The organism is Porphyromonas sp. oral taxon 279 str. F0450 (assembly GCF_000292995.1).
Taxonomy (GTDB): domain Bacteria; phylum Bacteroidota; class Bacteroidia; order Bacteroidales; family Porphyromonadaceae; genus Porphyromonas; species Porphyromonas pasteri.
In genome coordinates this window covers 21,281-42,652 of sequence record NZ_ALKJ01000037.1, presented here as the reverse complement: position 1 = coordinate 42,652, position 21,372 = coordinate 21,281, and the positions used below count along the sequence as shown (strand labels likewise).

The following is a 21,372-nucleotide window of genomic DNA, read 5'->3' as shown; positions in this document are numbered from 1 at the left end:
CTCTTATACACCTATATACTATGCGTACAAGTATAAGAACCTTCGTCGGGGCTGCACTCACCCTGGTCGCCCTCTCAGCTTGTAAGAAGGACTTCCTCGAGCAAGATCCCTCCCAGCTATTCACGGCCGATCAGCTCAAGAAGGCCAGCCAGTGGAATGATGGTATCAACGAGGGGTACATCAATGGTATCCTCAGTACCTTCTTCAAAGACGGGCAATCCTCCAGCCGTCACGATGACTTCGCACAGAAGGCCTTCGATATCAGCTCCGACCTCATGTCTGGCGATATGGAGCTGCAAGGGGGGCTGGGCTATGGATGGTTCCAAGAGGCAGCACGCCTACTCTCATATAAGCGAGATGGGAACCTCAACTATGCCGTCTGGCGTATCAGCTACCGCACGATATCTATGGCTAACAGCTTCTTCCGCTCAAGCACGGGTGACACGACGCCTCCCGAAGTGACGACGGAGCCGAATCTGAAGGCCAAGAGAATGAAGGACATCTTTGACTGGGGGCAGGTGAAAACGCTTCGCGCCTTAGCCTATCTCAACCTGGTGCACTTCTACGGCAAGCCCTATGCAACCGATACGAAGAGCCTCACCGTAGTACCCATCTATGCTGCTACTGACGATGCCAGCAAGCCACAGAAGCTCGCTACCATCGAAGAGATCTATACCCAGATCGTCAAGGACCTTACTGAGGGTATCGCCGCCATGGACGTCTCTGGCATGCAGCGAGCTGACCGCCAGTACATCGACCAGACAGTAGCTAAGGGCGCCCTGGCTCGTGCCTACATGGACATGGGGAAGTGGAGCGAAGCTTACACGGTAGCCAATGACGTGATCACAAATCAAGCCACCAACTACCCCCTCATCCCAGCCAACGAACTGACGACCAACGGCTTCAACAACTATAAGACTCCTGAATTCATCTGGGCTATCGATATCACAGAGGATATCACGGGCTCACTGAGAAGTTTCTGGGGGCACATGGATATCTACACCTATAGCTATGCTGCCGTCGGTGCCCGCAAGGGTATCAACAAGTACCTCCAGGATCAGATCCCCGAGTACGACCTGCGTAAGAATTGGTTCCACCCCAAGAGCGGGATACCCTGGAACAAGTTCTTCTCCGCTACGGGTAAGCCCATCGGTACGATGGCAGACCGCACTTGGCTAAGCGACATTGTCTTCATGCGTATGGCTGAGATCTACCTCATAGCCTCCGAAGCTGCCGCTCGCAATGGTGACGATGCCTCGGCGAAGACCATCCTGCTGAAGCTCCTCAAGGAGCGTACCGCTGCTGACAAGTACTCCGCTGTAGAGACCGCTATCACGGCTCTCAACCACGATGAGCTGCTGGAAAAGATCTTCTACAACTGGCGCGTCGAGATGTGGGGCGAAGGCCTTGCTCTGACGGTAATCAAGCGCTTCAAGTACGACAACAAGCGCTCGGCTCGCAGTCTCTTCTTCAAGGAAGAGGCCATCAAGTGGGATGACCCTCGCCTCGTCTATGAAATCCCTCAGAACGAGACGACCAACAACCCGCTGATCAAGTAACTAAATCCCACAGGCTCTCATCGGGCCATCCCTAAGTGATAGCGCCCCCGTAGTCCTCTTGCTACGGGGGCGCTATACCTATATAAAATAGGAGTGCTTACCCTTTTCGACGAGCATTCACCACTCCTCATTAGTTTGTCGCTCTGCGTAGGGATAAAAGTTGCGGACGAGTGGCAAATAAGTTTGGACTACGCACGTGGCTCTAATATCTACGTACGTGGATATTTAGATTTACGTGCCTGGTCTTTAAGACTACGTGCATAGATGCAGGAAAACCACTGTGGGAAGGCGCTTTTTTCTTCACGAGAAGGACACTTTTCCCTCCGCTGGATAAGAGGAATACGCGCGATAAGGCGAAGGGCTTGTGTATCACTTCGGAGAGGCATATCGGGGAGCTGGGCGTGCGATGCCTTAGCACTCTAAATAGAGGGCAGGACTCTGCCGCAACAGTCTCCCTCATGCGAAGCTCGCAGATAAATCTTTTGCCTACATATAGTATGTAGACGAATATATTCGTATATTTGTGGTCAAGAAAACAAGTGTACGCAACGTACAGGATCAACATCAACCACTAAAGATACAGTGTAAACGGTATGGAAATCAAGAAGTCACCAGAAGCTGACCTCGAGAAGGGCAAGGGGCTCTCGCTCCTACTGGGTCTCGTCGTAGCACTCTCCCTGACCTTCGTAAGCTTGGAGTGGCGTAGCTCTGTTGCCCAAGCAGGCAACCTTGATGGAGCTGGCCGCAAGACCGAAATGGAAGAAGCGCTCCTCGTCAAGGAAGAGCAACCTGAGGATAAGCCTGAAGAGCCTAAGCCACAGGAGCAGCCCCAGCAGACCGAGATCCAGCTGCCTCAGGAATTCAAGGTCGTGGACAACAACGTAAAGGTCGATAAGCCCACCTTCGTCTCTGCCGATGAAGGCAAGGATCTTCCTCCCGTCAACATCCCCTTCGGCCCCAAGGATGTACCAGGCACGCCTACCGAAGAGCTCTCTGACGAGCCCTTCGAAGTCGTAGAAGAGCAGCCAGAGTTCCCCGGTGGCCTTAACGCTTTCCGTAAGTATCTGCAGGATCACCTCCGCTACCCAGAGAGCGCGCAGGATGCAGGTATCCAGGGTAAGGTTATGATTCGCTTCGTCGTAGAACGCGATGGCTCAGCTACCGCTGTAGAAGTCTACAAGAGCGTAGACCCCGCACTTGACAAGGAAGCTGTCCGCGTGGTCAAATCCATCCCAAAGTGGAAGCCTGGTAAGCAGCAGGGTAAGCCTGTACGTACACGCTACGTCATCCCTATCGTCTTCTCTCTGCAGTAAGATCTCTTCACGCACTCCCCACGGAGGCGACACATACAGCTCGGGCAGATGCTCTCCACAGTGGAGCATCTGCCCGAGTTCCTTTTGCCCCAGACTCAGCGATGGGGCTTATTCGCTGGCTAAGTCGTATCTTTGTAAAAGGCACATCGCCGACAATAGCGTCTTATGACAATGCACCCCGACCAACAGAAGCTCAAGCTCATCCGTGAGGCCGTAGAGGAGCAGCTCGCAGCCCGCTCCCTTGGCACCCGCTCTCCCGAAGGGCTCTTTGCCCCCATCGACTACACCCTGCGCCTCGGAGGCAAGCGCATCCGCCCACTCTTGGCCTGCGCTGCAGCTACCGCCTTCACCGAAGCCTGGCAGCGCGCCCTCCCCGTAGCTGTAGCCCTTGAGATCTTCCACAACTTCACACTCCTTCATGACGACCTCATGGACCGCTCGCCACTTCGCCGTGGGCAAGAGACGGTCTATCGTCGCTGGGGTGACAACACGGCGATCTTATCGGGTGATGCGATGAGTATCGAAGCTTATGCATCCCTTGCAGAGGTCGCAGACAAGTCCCTACTTGCCGAGCTGCTTCCTCGCTTCAGCCAGATGGCTCTCGAGGTATGCGTCGGGCAGCAGTATGACATGGAGTTCGAGACTCGCTCCGAGGTCCGCGTCGAGGAGTACATGGAGATGATCCGCCTGAAGACCTCCGTACTACTCGGCTCATCACTGGAGCTGGGCGCACTCGTCGGAGGTGCCACTGTAGAGCAAGCTCGCGCACTCTACGCCGTGGGGATCCAGCTGGGGCTGGCCTTCCAGATCCAAGACGACCTACTGGACGTCTATGGCGATGAGAAGACCTTCGGTAAGCCTATCGGTGGTGACATCGTCAATGCTAAGAAGACCCTTCTTCTCCTATATACTTTAGAGCAGCTACAGGGCAAAGAACTCAAGCGTCTGCAAGAGATCTTGACCTACACTCCCGAGGAGCGCCGAGCCTACATAGATGAAGTACGTGCACTCTACGATAAGGCAGGCACACGCCTCTACGCCGAGGCTGAGATCGAGCGTCTCACCGCCGAAGCCTATCGCGGAGTCGAACAGCTTCCCCTCCGAGAAGAAGGGCGCGAGCTCCTCCTCGCCCTCTTCCACACCCTCTCTGGTCGCACGAAGTAGCATGCAGCTCATCGACAGCCACACACACATATACGGAGAGGAGTTCGACGAGGACCGTGACGAGATCCTCGCACGCGCCACTGCGGCAGGTGTAGGGCAGATGGTCCTACCTAATGTTGACGCAACGAGCTATCCCCGCGTCCTTGATCTTTGCGCAGCACATCCCGATCGACTTTTCCCTACCATCGGCCTACACCCAACCTATGTCAAGGAGGACTACACCTCCCAGCTTGACTATATGGAAGGGGAACTCTCACAGCGTCCTCACGTAGCTATCGGTGAGATCGGGCTGGATTACTATTGGGATACGACCTATCAGCAGGAGCAGATCGAAGCCTTTGAGCGCCAGCTCCACTGGGCTGCTAAGCTTGATATCCCCGTGATCCTCCATATCCGCGAGGCCTTTGCTGATGCCTTCGAGACGCTACGTCGGGTAAATCCCCCGCAGCTTCGCGGAGTCTTCCACAGCTTTACTGGCACAAGAGAAGAGCTTGAGGAGGCACTATCCTTCCCCTCCTTCTATGTCGGGATCAATGGCGTCGTGACGTTTAAGAACAGCACGCTCAAGGAGTACGTCGCCTCTATCCCCTTGGAGCGCCTCTTGCTGGAGACTGACGCTCCCTATCTTGCGCCTGTCCCCAAGCGAGGCAAGCGCAATGAGCCTGCCTTCCTTCCCCACACGGCAAGCTTCGTAGCCAGCTGCTACGAGCTGACTGACGACACACTGATCGCGCAGACCAGCGAGAATGCACGACGGCTCTTCGCACTACCCAAATACTAAATCTCCACTATCTATGTCTTCGCTCATCGAGACTCTTATCAAGAAGGATCGCACCTACCGCCGCTTTGACGAATCGGTAGCCATTGACCGCCTGCAGATCCTCCGCTGGCTGGACGTCGTCCGCCAGACGCCATCATCACGCAATATCCAGCCCCTGAAGTATATCATCATCACGGACGAAGCCCTCTGTCACGAGATCACAGAGCTCCAGCACTGGGCTGCTATGCTCCCCGAGTGGGATGGTCCTGCAGTAGGAGAGCGCCCGCGTGCTTACCTCCTGCAGCTCATTGACACCGATATTGCTCCTGCTGCTCGCTTTGACGAAGGCATCCAGCTCCAGACGCTGGGCCTGCTGGCTACAGATGCGGGCTATGGCGTCTGTATCTTCGCTGGTCATGGCAAGGGTGAGATCACACGCCGCCTGGATCTACCCACGCACCTATCTATCAATGCGATCGTCGCCATCGGCAAGCCAGCCGAAGAGGTTATCCTCGAGGAAGCACGTAGCCCCGAGGACGTCCGCTACTGGCGCGACGAAGAAGGGCGTCATCACGTACCCAAGCGCCCCTTGAGCGAAATCATCATCGAGCCCAACAAGCCCTCGATCTTCTAAGGTCATCTCATATCCCTCCTCACCCCAGAGCAAGAAGATTATGCCTAAATCCCCTCTTCTCTATCTCTTTATCATAGGCCTCGGCGCAGCTCTCATCAGCTGTGGTGGCACGAAGAGCCAAGCACAGAGTGCCGACAGCACGGGCAGCGAAAGCGCCGAGAGACGCACTGCGGCTCCCTTCAGCGCTGACTCTGCCTACCAGTACATACAGCAGCAAGTAGCCTTTGGTGTGCGCACTCCTGGCAGTGAAGGTCACCGCGCGACGGCAGCCTGGATAGAGCAGAAGCTACGTCAGTGGGGTTACGAAGTGACCTTACAGCGCTTCGAGGGGAAGGACCACTTCGGCAAGCAGGCGGCGGGAACGAATATCATCGCCACCCGCACTCCTGAGGGTGCGGACCGCATCCTCCTTATGGCCCACTGGGATACTCGCCAAGTAGCTGACCACGACCCTGTCGTACAGCGTCAGGGCGAACCCATTCAGGGGGCAGATGACGGCGCCAGCGGTGTCGCCGTCTTACTTGAGCTTGCTCGCCAAGAGAGCCTAAATCCCTCAGGGAAGGCTATGGACTTCATCTTCTTTGACCTCGAAGATGGTGGTCAAAGTGAAGACGAAGACAGCTGGTGCCTCGGCTCACAATACTGGGCACAGCACCCCCACCAGAGTGACTACAAGGCTAAGTGGGGTATCCTCCTCGATATGGTCGGCTCCCAAGGTGCCCGCTTCTACTGGGAGGGTCTCTCGCGAGAATATGCCCGTCCCCTACTCTCCATCCTCTGGCAGACTGCGGCCCAGCTTGGCTGGGGCGACTACTTCGTCCAGGCTAATGGCGGACAGATGACCGATGACCACGGCCCCGTGATCCGCTATCGTGGCATCCCTTGCGTGGACATCATCAACTTCGACCCCAATAGAGCCACGGGCTTTGGGGCTCATTGGCACACCTCAGCAGACAACATGAACGTCATCCACATGGAGACCCTGCGTGCTGTCGGCGAGACCGTAGCCACCACGATCCGAGAGGACATCTAATCACTTCACCCACACTCCATGCCTACAATCAACGAACTACAAGACGAGATCATAGAAGAATTCTCTGCCTTGGACGATTGGATGGACCGCTATGCGCTCATCATCGACCTCGGCAATACCTTAGAGCCACTCCCCGAGAGCGACAAGACCCCGACTAATATCATCGAGGGGTGCCAGAGCCGCGTGTGGATCACCGCCCACTTTGACGGTGAGCGCGTGCACTTCCAGGGTGAGAGCGATGCAATCATTGTGAAGGGTATCGTCAGCCTTCTGCTGCGTGTCCTCAATGATCAGAAGCCACAGGACATCCTCGACTCCGACTTGTACTTCATCAAGGAGATAGGTCTCTCCGAGCACCTCTCCCCTACACGCTCCAATGGGCTCGTCTCGATGCTCCGTCAGATGCGCCTCTTCGCTGCTGCCTTCGCCAGCCAAAGCTAAGTATCTTTCTCACCCTATCTCATGCATCTATTACCCCATGCACTGAGGTCGCTTGCCACGTCCTCAGCAGCCCTCCTTGCGGCCGCCTTCTTCCTGCCGGCCTGCTCCTCGAAGACTACGGGCAGTAGTTCCAGCGAGGATCTTCTGAGTTTCGTCGATCCGTTCATCGGTACGGGTGAGCACGGGCATACCTTCCCAGGGGCTACACGCCCCAATGCGATGGTGCAGTTCAGCCCCGACACCCACCTCATCGGATGGGATGCTAGCAGTGGCTACCATGAGTCCGACAGCGTCATCTATGCCTTCAGCCTCACCCACCTCTCAGGGACGGGGATTGGTGACCTCGGCGATGTAGCGATCCTTCCCTATAGCGGAGCTGACACGCTGCGCCCCATAGCTCAGTTCGACAAGACCGAGGAAGCCGCTTCCCCTGGCTACTACTCGGTGCGTCTGAAGAACTTCGGTATCCAGACCGAGCTGACCTCCACCGACCGCGTCGGGCTCCTACGCGCCACCTACTCTGACAGCACAGACCGCAAGCTCCTCCTTGACCTCGGTCATATCCTCCAGCCCAACTGGGGGCATAAGGTTGTAGGGAATGACTTCCGCCTTGTCAATGACTCGACGATCGTCGGCACCTACTACACCAAGGGCTGGGCAGAGCATCATCAGATGAGCTACATCCTCCGCCTCTCCACGCCTGCCGATAGCATCGCCCTCTATCGTGATGGTGAGCGTCAGCGACTCAGCGCAGGCTTCGCCGTCGAGCGTGACACGGCTGACCTGAAGCTCCACCTTTATCTCCCCAAGGGGAGCGCACCCTACCTCGTGAAGGTCGGTCTCTCGGCCGTCTCGCCCGAGGGGGCTGAGCGCAATATGCAGGCAGAGCTCCCCGACTGGGACTTCGAGGCTGTACGCACCGAGAGCCGCCGTATCTGGGCTGATCTCCTCGGCAAGATCCGCATCGAGACCTCTGACACGGCAGTGCTAAAGAACTTCTATACCGCACTCTACCACTCGCATATCGCCCCCTTCAACTATCAGGATGTAGATGGCAGCTTCCGTGGTATGGACAAAGCTATCCATAAGAATCCCCGCCCGGAAGAAGGTCACTACACCGTCTTCTCTATCTGGGATACCTATCGTGCGCTGCATCCTCTGCTCACCATCATCGACCCCGATCAGGCACTGCGCTATGGTAAGAGCCTCGTCAGCGACTATGATGAAGGGACGATCCTCCCACGCTGGCCACTCGCCTCGAACTATACGGGCTGTATGCCAGCCTACCACTCGGTGAGCATCCTCGCCGACCTCGTCGCTAAGGGTCTGGCTACAAGCGAGGATCTGCGTCACTGGACGGAGGCTGCGCAGCGTAGCTCGATCTATCGAGCTGATCTGGCGGAGAAGTTCGCCGGTACGCGTGAGCTCGACCTCATCACGCGCCATCCTTACTACAAGGAGCGCTACGGCTTCGTACCCTGCGACTCCGTCCCCGAGAGCGTCAGCTGGGGTGTAGAGATGGCTTACGATGACTGGTGTATCGCCCGTATCGCTGAGGCTGCTGGCCTCGACTCCGTAGCTAAGGCTTATGACCAGCGCGGGCTCTACTACCGCCGCTACTGGGATCGTGAGACGAACCTCATGCGCCCCGTCAAGGGTGATGGCTCGTTCCTCACCCCCTTCAACCCCCGCTTCTCCGCTCACGAGAAGAGCGACTACACCGAGGGTAATGCCTATCAGTGGAGCTTCTACGCTCCCCACGATATGGAGGGCTTCCTCAAGCTCATGGGTGGTCGTGAGGTACTGGAGCGCAACCTCGATACGCTCTTCACCACGTCCTCACGTATCGATGGAGCTGAGCAGTCGGGTGACATCACGGGCCTCATCGGGCAGTATGCACACGGCAATGAGCCCAGCCACCACATCGCCTACCTCTACAACTACACCGCTGCACCTCACAAGGGACAGGCTATCCTCGATACCGTCCTGCGCCACTTCTACAAGCCTACACCTGCGGGTATCATTGGCAACGAGGACTGCGGTCAGATGTCAGCTTGGTACGTCCTCAGTGCGCTGGGCTTCTATCAGGTCTGCCCAGGTAAGGCCGAGTACACCATCGGCCGTCCGCTCGTAGATATGGCGAAGATCCAGCTCCCCAAGGGCATCTTCACTATCGAGGTGCGTAACAATAGCAAGGAGAATAAGTACGTGCAGAAGGCCTCTATCAACGGACGTGACATCACGGAAAGCCTCACCTTCACGCACAAGGATATCCATCCCAATAGCAAGCTCACCATCGTCATGGGCCCCAAGCCCCGACGCTAAGGAGCACCAGCTCTCCTAAGCATGTAGCGCCAGCTTCTCCGACAGCAATCCCTTTGCTCTACGTAGAAGCTGGCGCTACGCTTTTTTATTACACACACTCCGTCTATGCGTATACACCATTTCCTATACGCCCTCATCGGGCTCATCCTCTGCTCACTCCCCTTACAAGGGCAGAGCCGCCAAAACATCAGCCTGAAGTTCATGGGCCTCAGCTTCCACCCTCTGAGCGGGAGGCCCAATGCCAAGCTGATGCCGAACCGCCTGGACCCCGAGGCTTACTTCGTAGTTGATCTGGGTGCCCTACTCTCCTACGAGTACTTCATCATCCCCGAGATCCTCTCCGTCAAGGGTATCCAAGGGCTTTATGCTGACTGCACCGCCCAGCTCGCTGGTGTGACGAGTATCGGCCTACGTGCTCGTATCTTCCGCATTGGGCGGCATCGCCTCTACGGCGGTATCGGACCGACATGGATCTACCGACGCAACTGGTACCGCCTCCCTGGGTACGTCGACACGAAGTACTTCGAGGGTAGCCCCACGGACAAGTGGCAGCGTAAGTTCCTCTGGTATGGAGGCGAGCTGGAGTATAAGTATGCCATCAGCCCCAAGCTCGACATAGCGACGACCTTCGTCCCAGGCTACCCCGACCTCATGGCCTTCGCTGTCGGACTCAGCTACAATCTTTAGCCCCCACAAGCGCATCTCATCAAAGAGCTCCGCCCCGATCATCCTCTCTATGTGGACGATCGGGGCGGAGCTTTTTCTATCAGGAAAGGTTGGCCGTAGCTATCGCTTCATGAAGGTCTGGATGTAGCGCTTGACCTGCTGGAAGGCCTCGCCCGAGAAGCCATGTTCGCCACCTGGGATCACATGATACTCGGCATTCTTGTAGATGGTGGCCGCACGATCCGAGACGGACTGCTCTACGATGCGATCTTTATCCCCATGGAGGATCAGCACAGGGCCTTGGAAGCGCCCGATGACGGCATAGGGGTCGATATTCCACACATCTTTGTAGTACTTCTCCCCAAGACGCATACCCCAGAAGGTGTTCACCTGAGGGATTTTCGAATACTCTCCCCACTGCTTACGCGCCATCTCAGGGATACTGAAGGCGGGGTAAATCAAGATGAGCGAAGCGATATCATCGGGGCGCGATGCCGCAGTGAGGGCGGAGACGAGCCCGCCCTGGCTCAAGCCCAAGAGGGTGATATGTCGGGGATCGACGTCGGAGCGACGCTTGAGCTGATCGATGACCGCATTGAGGTCCGCTTGCTCGGTGAGGACAGACATATCTGTCGTCGCACCAGCACTCAGGCTCTCACGTCCACCACCGTTGAAGTCGAAGGTATAGCAGAGGTAGCCCATGCGCGTCAGGAGTTCGGCATAGCCCTCGCCATCACGGTGCGTCACGCCGAAGCCATGACTGAGGATGACCAGCGGTAGGCGCCCCTTGACTCCGACCGGGCGGTACAGGCGACCATAGATACCGAGGTGATCGCGCGAGCTATACACCTCCTCGATACTAATACGCTGCTCGGGTAGCACGTGGCGACGGCTCTGCATCCCAGCGGAGCGGAAGAAGGAGCAGGAGCTCGAGGCCAAGGTTAGCGTCATAAGCGCTAAGAGTAGGCTGAATGTTCTCTTCATGATAGTCTATTTGAATAAGAGTGAAGTCAGGACATACGAGAGTAGCGGCACGGGGAATCCACCTAAATCCACCTTAGCAAAGATAAGGGCTTCACAGGATATCTCCCACTTCACTCATGCCTATGGATAGGCTTCCACTATGCTCCCCTTGAGTGAACCTATATTGGTCGCGGGGGTGAACCTATATTAGGCCGTTGCTCCGCGTAGGGATAAAAGTTATGGATGAGTGGCAGATAAGTTTGGGCTACGTACGTGGATCTAATATCTACGTACGTGGATATTTGGATTTACGCGCCTGGTCTTTAAGACTACGTGCATAGATAGAAGAATATCACTACGGGAAGGTACTTTTTTCTTTGCAAGAAGGACACTTTTTCCTCCACAGGATAAGAGGAATACTCGCGATAAAGCGAAGAGCCTGTATATCTCTTCGGAGAGGGATATCGGGGAGCTGGACATGCAATGCCTTAGCACAATAAATAGAGGGCAGCACTCGCGGCAACAGTCTCATATTGGTCACTGAGCGGACCTATATAGGTCACGAAGCGAAGCAGTATTGGTCAGCCCGGCGACCTATATAGGTCAGCCCAGCGACCAATATAGGTTATCTTTCCCTCCTATATGGGTGGGTATTCTCTCTCCGTACTCGCACATGGGGAAACCTTGCAAGAAGACGAGTTGTTATCACCATAGTGCGGGGACACTCATCGCCCATAAACTCTCATTCTTATCCCGAACAATCAGCCCTTCCCAACAGTATGGAACAGAAGACAATCACACTAAACAACGGCGTCGAGATGCCCCTCTTGGGCTACGGCGTGTATCAGGTCTCTCCCGACGAAGCTGAGCGCTGTGTAGCCGATGCCCTGAGTGTAGGCTATCGCATGATCGACACGGCACAGATCTATCAGAATGAGGCAGGTGTCGGTAGCGCAGTCAAAAAGAGCGGTCTAAGCCGTGATGAAGTCTTCATCGTGGACAAGATCTGGATATCCAACTTCGAGGGTGACGCCCCGAAGCGCAGCCTGGATGAAAGCCTGCGTCTGCTCGGCACCGACTACATCGATCTCATGCTGATTCACCAGCCCTTTGGCGATCGCTACAATGCCTATCGCGCCCTCGAAGATGCCCTCAAGGAGGGTAAGGTAAGAGCTATCGGCGTGAGCAACTTCTACCCCGACCACCTCATTGACCTCTGTCACTTCACGGATATCGTACCCGCTGTGAACCAAGTCGAGACCCACGTCCTCACCCAGCGTATCGAGGAGCGCCGCTATATGGATGAGCTGGGTGTGAAGCTAATGTCGTGGGGTCCCCTTGCCGAAGCAAGTAGTGAGCTCCTCAACAATGAGACCCTGCTCACGATCGGCGCCGCTCATGGCAAGACGGTAGCACAGGTAGCTATGCGCTATCTCCTACAGCGTGGTATCATCATCATACCGAAGTCTACCCGCAAGGAGCGCATGGAACAGAACTTCCAGCTCTTTGACTTCACGCTGACAGAGAGCGAGATGCAGGAGATCCTGAAGCTGGACACGGGGCACTCCTTCGTCATGCCCAGCCATCATGACCCCGAGGTCACGAAGATGTTCATGGGCTTTGCCCCACGTAAGGGGAAGTAAAGGCCTCGACTTCTGAGAAAATTAAAGCTACCTGAGAGCGAATAAGGGGAGCCGATTCTACTGAGTAGAGTCGGCTCTCCGTGCTTTATACACCCTCACATTTCGATACCCACAACCCCATAAAAGTGAGACGAATATGGGGTGAGAGCAGAGGGTAAATCAGGAGATGAATACCCCAATAGTCAGCACCGTTCCCGAGATACAAGCTTTATGAGGGGAGAGGAGTAGCCTCAACTTCCTGAAAAATTTAAGTATATCGAACCGTTTTACATATATTTCCCTTATCTTTGTTGCATAGAACGATAAACGTATCAACTATAAATAGGAACAGTAATGGTTAGTTACAAAGAACTGGGTCTTGTGAACACCCGCGATATGTTCGCAAAGGCTATCAAGGGTGGCTACGCTATCCCCGCTTTCAACTTCAATAACATGGAGCAGCTGCAGGCTATCATCAGCGCTGCAGTAGAGACCAAGTCTCCCGTCATCCTTCAGGTATCCAGCGGCGCACGTAAGTACGCTAACCAGACGCTCCTGCGCTACATGGCTCAGGGTGCTGTAGAATACGCTAAGGAGCTGGGCTGCCCCAATCCTCAGATCGCCCTTCACCTCGACCACGGTGATAGCCTCGAGCTCTGCAAGAGCTGTATCGAAATGGGCTTCTCCTCTGTGATGATCGACGGTTCGCACCTCCCCTACGACGAGAACGTCGCTCTGACACGCTCTGTCGTTGAGTACGCTCACCAGTTCGACGTGACGGTCGAAGGTGAACTCGGTGTCCTCGCTGGTATCGAAGACGATGTCGTAGCTGAGCACCACACCTACACCGAGCCCGAAGAAGTTGTTGACTTCGTCAGCAAGACGGGTGTTGACTCACTCGCTATCTCTATCGGTACGTCACACGGTGCTAACAAGTTCACGCCTGAGCAGTGCCACCGCGACGCTAACGGCATCCTCGTACCTCCCCCCCTCCGCTTCGATATCCTCGCTGAGATCGAAAAGCAGATCCCTGGCTTCCCCATCGTACTCCACGGTTCTTCCAGCGTACCCCAGGACGAAGTCGCTACGATCAACAAGTTCGGTGGTGCCCTCAAGGATGCTGTCGGTATCCCCGAAGAGCAGCTCCGTCAGGCTTCTAAGAGCGCTGTCTGCAAGATCAACATCGACTCTGACGGCCGTCTCGCTATGACCGCTGCTGTACGTAAGGTCTTCGCAGAAAACCCTGCTGAATTCGACCCACGTAAGTACCTCGGTCCAGCTCGTGAGTCTCTCAAGAAGCTCTACGAACACAAGATCATCAACGTCCTCGGCTCTAACGACCGCCTCTAAGACGTCGATCCCTACGTATCCTACCCCTGCGGCCTTCCGCTGGAGGGATACACCATACGGCTACCTGCCTTCGCCTGCCCCTTCGCGTGGCTGCGACGAAGGCAGGTAGCTTTCTTTTCACCCTCTCCCGTGTATCACTGACGACATGAATAGTATTTGTCAGCCCAGCCAGCTCCCCCACGGAGCCTATGCCTTCGACCAATTCAAGACTGAGGACTTCCGCGAGGCTTTCCGTCTGGCTATCGAAGAGAAGCGCCGTGAGGTAGAGGCCATCATCGCCTCGCCCGAAGCCCCCACCTTCGCCAATACCATCCTTGCTCTCGAGCGCTCCGGTGCCCTCCTCGAGTGGGTATCAGGTAGCTTCTACAACCTCCTACACGCTGAGGCTACGGACGAACTGATGCAGATCAGTCAGGAGGTTAGCCCCTCTCTCTCAGCACTCTCCTCCTTCATCACCCTCTCCGAGCCCCTCTTCGAGCGTATCCGTCAGGTATGGGAGGCACGCGAGAGCCTCCAGCTTGATGCTGAAGATCTACGCCTCCTCGAGCGCTGCTACGAAGGCTTCAGCGAAAGCGGTGCCCAGCTCCCTGCCGAGGAGAAGGAGCGACTTCGCGAGGTCAAGCGTGAGCTGAGCGAGCTGAGCCTCACCTTCGGACAAAATAACCTCAAGGACCAGCAGCGCTTCCGCCTCTTCGTTGATGATGCCGCTGCGGTCGAAGGGCTTCCCCTCTCGACACTCGCCGTAGCACGCGAGCTGGCAGAGAAGGAGGGTAAGGGCGAAGGCTGGCTCTTCACCCTCTCAGCCCCCAGCTACTTCCCCTTCATGCAGCACTGCCCCTCGAGCACCCTACGCCAAGAGATGTATCTGGCAAAGATGGCTGTCGGGGCTGCTGGAGACGCATATGACAATAGAGAGCTCATCCGTCGCCTCGTGAACCTGCGTCTGGAGCTAGCCCAGCTCTTAGGCTCCAAGAGCTTTGCTGAGAAGGTCCTCACCCGTCGTATGGCAGGTAGCACGACGGCAGTCTATGGGCTGCTCGACGAGCTCCTCGAGGCTTACAAGCCCTTAGCAGAGAAGGAGCTTGCAGCAGTGGCCGACTTCGCACGCGAGGCAGGCGCTACCCTCCCCCTCCAGCCCTGGGACTGGAGCTACTGGGCAGAGCGCTATAAGCAGGCCTTCTACGAGCTGGATGAAGAGGAGCTACGCCCCTACTTCGAGCTATCGCGCGTCTCGGATGCCATCTTCTCACTGGCAACACGCCTCTACGGCATCCGCTTCACCGAGTGCACGGATCTGCCCGTCTACCACAGCGACGTACACACCTACGAGGTACACGATGCTGATGGGAGCTATCTCGGACTTCTCTACACCGACTTCTTCCCTCGTGAGGGCAAGCAGAGCGGTGCCTGGATGAATAACCTGCAGGAGCAGTATCACACGGCCGAGGGTGAAGATCATCGTCCTCACATCGTGCTGGTGATGAACTTCACCCAGCCCACAGCCGATCGTCCCGCCCTGCTCACGCCAGGTGAGGTACGCACCTTCCTGCATGAATTCGGTCACTCCCTGCATGGCATGCTCTCTACGTGCCGTCACGGCTCGCTCAGCGGGACCAACGTCGTCCGTGACTTCGTCGAGCTACCCAGCCAGCTGATGGAGAACTGGCTGGACGAGCGTGAGTGGCTCCAGAGCTTCGCCGTACACTATCAGACGGGCGAAGCACTACCCGAGGTCCTTATGGAGCGTATGGAGCGTGCCCGCCACTTCCTCGCAGGCTACGCTGCCTGTCGTCAGCTGAGCTTCGGCTACCTCGATATGGCTTGGCACACGATCACCGAGCCACTTGCCGAGGGCCTTGACACGAAGACCTTCGAAGATACGGCATGGCAGAAGGCCCAGCTCCTGCCCGCTACACCTGCACCTTGCCAGATGAGCACCTCCTTCGGACACATCTTCTCAGGTGGCTATGCAGCTGGCTACTACGGCTACAAGTGGGCCGAAGTGCTGGATGCCGATGCCTTCGCTGCCTTCCAAGAAGAAGGGATCTTCTCTACGGCTACAGCTGAGCGCTTCCGCCGTGAGGTACTGAGTCAAGGTGACCGCCGTGATGCCGAGGAGCTCTATCAGAGCTTCCGTGGCAAGAAGGCCACCATTGACGCCCTCCTTCGTCGTGACGGCATCGAGCGCTAAGAGCATACCTTCTACCCCAATAAAGCAGCCCCGCCCCATAGCCTCTCCGCGAGGTCTGTGGGGCGGGGCTTTTTCATAAGTAGACTCTACCTCATAGGCGCTAAACTTTGCCTATCTTTGATAAGCCTTAGGGCTCGCAGCGGAGTCTATCCGCCCACCTACTCATTCATCGTACTACCCCAATGAAAGAACAAACCTACAAGCTCCTCGATGGTAAAGCAACCTCCGCTCAGATCAAGCAGGAGATCGCAGCCGAAGTAGCAGCCCGCGTAGCAGCTGGCAAAAAAGCCCCTCACTTGGTAGCTATCCTCGTCGGCCATGACGGCGGCAGCGAGACCTATGTAGCAGCTAAGATCAAGACCTGTGCCGAGGTGGGCTTCCGCTCCTCACTGATCCGCTTCGAGGACGACGTCACCGAAGAGCGTCTGCTCAGCGAGATCGAGCGCCTGAATAACGACCCCGAGGTGCATGGCTTCATCGTCCAGCTCCCCCTGCCGAAGCACATCAACGAGCAGCGCATCATCGAAGCGGTCAACCCCAGCAAGGACGTCGACGGCTTCCACCCCATCAACGTAGGGCGCATGAGCATCGGCCTTCCCTGCTTCGTGTCAGCTACCCCTCAGGGGATCATTGAGCTCCTTCGCCGCTACGACATTGAGACGCGCGGTAAGCACTGCGTCGTCCTCGGCCGTAGCAACATCGTCGGTAAGCCCATGGCGCAACTCCTCCTGCACAAGGGTACTCCTGGCGACTGCACCGTCACGGTCTGCCACAGCCGTACGCCCAACATCAAGGAGCTCTGTCTGCAGGCAGACATCATCGTCGCAGCCCTCGGCGTGCCTGAGTTCCTCAAGGCCGACATGGTGCGCCCTGGTGCCGTCATCATCGACGTAGGCACGACGCGTGTACCCGATGCTTCGCGTAAGAGTGGCTTCAAGCTCACCGGTGACGTTGCCTTCGACGAAGTTGCACCCCTCGCCTCCTACATTACGCCCGTCCCTGGAGGCGTTGGTCCGATGACCATCATCTCCCTCATGCTGAATACCCTCGCAGCAGCTAAGCAGGCAGAGGCCTAAGTCCTCTTCTTAAAGGGAATAACAAAAAAGTTCAGGGGCTGTATCTCACGATGGAGATACAGCCCCTGAGGCTTTTTATAGTAGGAGGGAGACCTTACTCTACGTAGAAGGTCAGCTCACCGATACCGAAGAAACGAAAAAGAATCCGCCCCTCGAAGGACGGACCTTCGAGGGGCGGATCATAGGGGAGGTATTACCGAAGAGGCTTACTCCGTGACGGGGAAGCGGAAGGGCTTACCTGCATTGTCGACGAAGGTTGCACCCTGGAGGCTGGGGAAGTGGTGTGCACCAGCAGACCAATCCCAGATCTGAGTCTCATCCTCCGTGATCGTACCGGTAGCAGGATCATACTTCTTACCATTCATAGGATAGTATGCTACGAGGTTCGTATCCTTAGGATCAGCCATCTTCCAGACGTTAGCAGCGATCTGAGCTGGGGTACGTGCGACCTTGTAGAATCGCAGTTCGCGCATCAGACCACGCGTGGTGCTGAGCCAGAAGCCACCAAGCTTGTAGTCGCCATCACGTACAGGCTGCGAAAGCACCTGACGGCCGTTGCAGTAGACTGAGACGTTCGCCCCGTCATAGACGAAGGAGAACATGTACCACTTGTTGTCTTCGAGAGGCATGATATCCTTCGAGAGCGAGAGGTCAGTACCACCCGTGCGGAAGAACGAACCATCCTTGCCGACGACAGGGTAGATTTCGCTCTTGTCATCCGAAGCACCGACGAACTTCGTACCAGCAAGTGCACCATTGATATTGCTGCGCTTGACCATGACTTCCATCGTCCACTGGGGCACAAGGATATCTTCTGCGAAGTAAGCAGCGATCTCATTGCCCGTATTGATGCTGAGAGCCTTCGTCTCGGTAGCTTGGTCGACGACGATGATCGCTTCACTTTGACCGCCGATAGCGTGAGGATTGCTCCCCTGCAGCTGGATGGGCAGAGCGAAGACTTCGCCACTTGAGAAGGTAACTGCCTTCAGTTTGACAGGGATCGAAGCTGAGGTCTGACCTGCAGGAATAGTCACCGAAGCAGGAAGCTCATACATCGTCGAAGGAAGGAGCTTGTAGCTCGTCCCGTTCTTAGCGTTATAAGCGTCGAGCTGTGCCTGTGAGCCGACGGAGAAGTTCACCGTGACGGTAGACGTAGCAGGCTTGACAAGGCTTACACGAGGACCATTTGCATCCTGCGATGCACCACTAAGGAGGAAGATCTGCGTCTGCTCCTGACCGTGGATATAGATCCCCTGCTCGCTCTGATGATCCTTTGCGGGATCGTTGTAAAGCTCATTCTGACAGCTACCAAGAAGGCTTGCTGCGAGGAGCGCATATACTATTCTTTTCATCAAACTCTTGTTTTCTCTGTTAGCCATTATTGGAAGTCTGCCTTCTGGGTTTCGCTGACGCGATTACCGGCATTGAGAGCCTGGCGAAGGAAGCGATAGCTGCCACCCTCCGTATCAAGCTCCATGTGATAAGTACCGATACCAGCGATACGCTTACCGTTAGGCATGAGCATCGTAGCATAGTCCATGATCTGACGACCGGCATCCAGCTTCTGAATCTCAGGGTTAGAGCTCGTATAACGAGGGAAACCACCCGTCTTAGAGTACTTCTGGAACTCCAGTGTGAGGAAGGTCTTACCCTCCCAGTTGTCGAGCTTCGAGCCCTGACGGACCTTATTCAGAGCTGCATAAGTCGTAGACTCATCATAAGCCTGATAGACATAGAAGTCAATCATCTTAGAGGCTTCGGTAGAGAGCTTATAAGGCTCACCGTCGAAGAGGATGATTCGGCCCTTGGGGTGAAGACGATCATAGAGCGTCTTGACGAAGGTGTACATACCGATATTGCGCTCCGAAGAGGCATCGATGATATCTGCCTCTGCACCTACATAGTCAGCAGCGGGATACTTCTTCCAGTCATAGTGATAGGTCTCACCACCATCTTCATAAGACTGAAGAGCAGTAGCCAGATTACCAGAACCACCATAATAGGGTTCGTAGTCGATATCGAAGCCGTCGAGGTTGTACTTCTCGATGGTATCACAGATAGCGTTAGCATAAGCCTTGACACCTTCGAGGAAGTCACCACCACCCTTCTCCGTGATCCAATAGTCCGTAGCGGTCTTACCCTTAGGAGTAAGCTGGTCACCGACATTAGAAACAATCCAGCAAAGGAGGACCTTACCCCCCTTGACGTCTTGGAAGAGCTTGAGGTCAGTCTTCTGATCCTCGGTCAGCTCGCCATGCGTACCCCAGAGAGATACGATATCGACGCTATCGGGAAGCATACGGAGGTACTTCTGTGGATCGGTACCCTTAGCCGTCCAGCCACCGAACCAGCCGAAGCCACGTACGTGAGGCGTCTGCTTCCATGCACGGAGCTCGCTGTAATACTTCTGCTGCTCGGCGGTGAGCTGATCGGCACTCGTCAACTCAATGAAGGGAATGGCTCGCTTGAGGTCCTTCTGATTGTCGAAGGTCAAGCGCTCATCATCAGTCCACTTGCTACAAGCGACAGAGGCGAGGGCCATAGCTGCGACAAGCGCATATTTAAGCATCTTCATAGATGATTCGTTTTAGAGTTACTGATTAGGACGATTGTCACGCACCCACCACAGCGGAGTCTTACCGAGGTCTACACCACCAAGGAGAGAGGGGATGACTTTGAGGTTGGGGTTGCTATCGTAAGCTGATGCAGGGAAGGAGAAGCGCTCAGGAGCACGCATGCTGGCATCTCCACCGATACGCGAAGGAGCTCCGGTATCAGCTGGCTTCATGATGAAGGGATAGCCCGTACGACGATATTCCGTCCATGCTTCATAAGCATTGGGGAAGAGAGCAAGGTACTTCTGCGTGATGATCTTCTGAAGCTGTACTTCCTGCTGGTTACGAGTAGCATCTACATCATTCCAGTTAGGAGAGACATTACCAGAGGAGATGTTATCGCTATATCGACTCGAAAGGTAAGGGTTGTAAGCTACAGTAGTCGCAGCAGGCAATACCCCCCTCTGAGCCAGATAAGCCGTAGCATCTCCAGCACCAGCCTCAGCGAAGGACTGACGGACACCCTGCTCATAATAAGATTGTGCCGTCCCCGTAGAGATCAGACCGTAAAGAGCAGCCTCAGCCTTGAGGAAGAACGTCTCCGAAGCACGGAACCAGTAGAGAGGCGTTTCCGTAGAGAAGTTAGGCTTCGAAGCGTACTGCGCAGTATTAGCACCTTCCTTCTTCGACTCATTGTTGGTCGGAGGGAGGAAGTAGTAGCCCGGAATATTACGATAAGTACCCTTCGTAAAGTACTTCTCAAGACGTGGGTCATTGTAGCCCTGGAGATAAGACCAGATGGTAGCCCCCATACGCGTCTCATTGTACTGATCTACAGAGATGAGTGCTGGGTGTGCCAGAGGCTGCTTATCGGAGTTACCGATCTTAGCCTCGTCAGCCGTAGTCTCAATAACGCCACCATTGGAAGCATCCAAAGCCTTTGCGATGTATTCCTTAGCCAGTGCAGCATCCTTGAAGTGGACACGGACAGCCATACGCAGCATCAGGGAGTTCGCAAGCTTAACCCACTTGCTGGCATCACCGTTATAGACGAGGTCATTACGGGAGAGGACGGACTCACGAGCTTCGCGCAGGACTGCTGCACTCTTCTCCAGATCCGCAAGCATCCCCTTATAGACCTCCTGCTGAGAGTCAGGAGTAGGCGTGATGTCACCGCTACCAGCCTTCGTATATACGATAGGGCCGAAGGCATCGGTAGCACGTAGCCAACCCACAACCTTCACGATATTGGCCATCGCCAGGACCTGCTGAGCCTGGAGGTTATCCTTAGCACGGCTTGCCTGGATGTGGATGGGGAGCCAAGACTTCGCTACATCCCCGTAGAGGAGACCGTAGAGGATGCTCATACGTCCATTGGTGAACGTCCAGGTACCTTCCGTGTTAAAGTTCCAGTTGTTATTATTCCCGTAGTAGCCTACATAGTTACCCGTAGAGATAAGCTCGAGGACCTGCATGCTATTACCAGGCCCCGTTTCGCCAGCGACGCCGATAGGCATGACCGAGCGCTGAAGGCTCATCATAGCCAGGCCATAGGCAAGACCGCCCTGGTTGAGCTCCTCATCGGTGACACCGACACGGCTGGTATTGATATCTTCCTGATTGCAGGAGGCGAAGACCAGCGCTGAGGCCATCGCCAAAGCGGGAAGGACTAATTTCTTGAAGTTCTTCATTTCGTTTCTTCTTTATCTGATAAGATAAG

The 21,372-nt window shown here is 55.6% G+C and carries 17 protein-coding genes; 13 read left to right on the top strand and 4 right to left on the bottom strand.

The genetic code is table 11. The features are described from left to right. Window positions 1-20: 20 nt before the first annotated feature. The 9 genes from HMPREF1323_RS07855 (at window position 21) to HMPREF1323_RS07815 (ending at window position 9,916) form a co-directional block, all read left to right on the top strand. Entirely contained in the window at window positions 21-1,559 is a 1,539-nt protein-coding gene (locus tag HMPREF1323_RS07855; protein WP_009433612.1) for a RagB/SusD family nutrient uptake outer membrane protein, read from the top strand. 593 nt (window positions 1,560-2,152) lie between these two features. Next, entirely contained in the window at window positions 2,153-2,872 is a 720-nt protein-coding gene (locus tag HMPREF1323_RS07850; RefSeq protein ID WP_009433620.1) for an energy transducer TonB, read from the top strand. Window positions 2,873-3,037: 165 nt separating this feature from the next. Then, window positions 3,038-4,036 carry a polyprenyl synthetase family protein gene (locus HMPREF1323_RS07845; RefSeq protein WP_156795235.1) on the top strand — a complete coding sequence of 333 codons (999 nt, stop codon included), beginning with the start codon at window positions 3,038-3,040 and terminating at the stop codon, window positions 4,034-4,036. Window position 4,037: 1 nt separating this feature from the next. Further along, a complete protein-coding gene (locus HMPREF1323_RS07840; protein WP_009433589.1) occupies window positions 4,038-4,817 on the top strand; it encodes a TatD family hydrolase in 780 nt (259 codons plus the stop codon). A 13-nt stretch (window positions 4,818-4,830) separates the two neighbouring features. Further along, window positions 4,831-5,430 (top strand): nitroreductase family protein, encoded by a 600-nt coding sequence (locus HMPREF1323_RS07835; protein WP_009433611.1) that lies wholly within the window; start codon window positions 4,831-4,833, stop codon window positions 5,428-5,430. Window positions 5,431-5,470: 40 nt separating this feature from the next. Further along, entirely contained in the window at window positions 5,471-6,463 is a 993-nt protein-coding gene (locus tag HMPREF1323_RS07830; RefSeq protein WP_009433591.1) for a M28 family peptidase, read from the top strand. 18 nt (window positions 6,464-6,481) lie between these two features. Next, complete coding sequence (locus HMPREF1323_RS07825) at window positions 6,482-6,904, top strand: SufE family protein (protein WP_044115385.1); 423 nt, start codon at window positions 6,482-6,484, stop codon at window positions 6,902-6,904. A gap of 21 nt (window positions 6,905-6,925) precedes the next feature. Beyond that, a complete protein-coding gene (locus tag HMPREF1323_RS07820; protein ID WP_009433593.1) occupies window positions 6,926-9,229 on the top strand; it encodes a GH92 family glycosyl hydrolase in 2,304 nt (767 codons plus the stop codon). 105 nt (window positions 9,230-9,334) lie between these two features. Next, the gene (locus HMPREF1323_RS07815; protein WP_009433598.1) at window positions 9,335-9,916 is read left to right on the top strand and encodes a hypothetical protein; all 582 of its coding nucleotides are present in this window, start codon (window positions 9,335-9,337) and stop codon (window positions 9,914-9,916) included. A gap of 99 nt (window positions 9,917-10,015) precedes the next feature. Here the strand turns inward: HMPREF1323_RS07815 and HMPREF1323_RS07810 are convergent, their stop codons facing one another. Beyond that, window positions 10,016-10,879, bottom strand: a complete 864-nt coding sequence (locus HMPREF1323_RS07810; protein ID WP_009433599.1) for an alpha/beta hydrolase family protein — start codon at window positions 10,877-10,879, stop codon at window positions 10,016-10,018. 758 nt (window positions 10,880-11,637) lie between these two features. Here HMPREF1323_RS07810 and HMPREF1323_RS07805 point away from each other — a divergent pair. From HMPREF1323_RS07805 to folD, 4 genes are all read left to right on the top strand, one after another. Next, entirely contained in the window at window positions 11,638-12,501 is an 864-nt protein-coding gene (locus HMPREF1323_RS07805) for an aldo/keto reductase (RefSeq protein WP_009433614.1), read from the top strand. A gap of 333 nt (window positions 12,502-12,834) precedes the next feature. Further along, a complete protein-coding gene (locus HMPREF1323_RS07800) occupies window positions 12,835-13,830 on the top strand; it encodes a class II fructose-bisphosphate aldolase (protein ID WP_044124235.1) in 996 nt (331 codons plus the stop codon). A gap of 145 nt (window positions 13,831-13,975) precedes the next feature. Further along, window positions 13,976-16,021 (top strand): M3 family metallopeptidase, encoded by a 2,046-nt coding sequence (locus HMPREF1323_RS07795; protein WP_009433619.1) that lies wholly within the window; start codon window positions 13,976-13,978, stop codon window positions 16,019-16,021. 182 nt (window positions 16,022-16,203) lie between these two features. Then, window positions 16,204-17,097, top strand: a complete 894-nt coding sequence (folD, locus tag HMPREF1323_RS07790; protein WP_009433597.1) for a bifunctional methylenetetrahydrofolate dehydrogenase/methenyltetrahydrofolate cyclohydrolase FolD — start codon at window positions 16,204-16,206, stop codon at window positions 17,095-17,097. 206 nt (window positions 17,098-17,303) lie between these two features. Here the strand turns inward: folD and HMPREF1323_RS07785 are convergent, their stop codons facing one another. Genes HMPREF1323_RS07785 through HMPREF1323_RS07775 form a run of 3 tightly spaced genes read right to left on the bottom strand, consistent with a single transcriptional unit; the run spans window position 17,304 to window position 21,343 of the window. Continuing rightward, a complete protein-coding gene (locus tag HMPREF1323_RS07785; protein WP_044124233.1) occupies window positions 17,304-18,449 on the bottom strand; it encodes a BT_3987 domain-containing protein in 1,146 nt (381 codons plus the stop codon). A 26-nt stretch (window positions 18,450-18,475) separates the two neighbouring features. After that, a complete protein-coding gene (locus HMPREF1323_RS07780; protein ID WP_009433601.1) occupies window positions 18,476-19,672 on the bottom strand; it encodes a glycoside hydrolase family 18 in 1,197 nt (398 codons plus the stop codon). Between the two features lie 18 nt (window positions 19,673-19,690). Further along, window positions 19,691-21,343: a RagB/SusD family nutrient uptake outer membrane protein gene (locus tag HMPREF1323_RS07775; protein ID WP_009433626.1), complete on the bottom strand. Its 1,653-nt coding sequence runs from the start codon at window positions 21,341-21,343 to the stop codon at window positions 19,691-19,693. Window positions 21,344-21,372 lie beyond the last annotated feature (29 nt).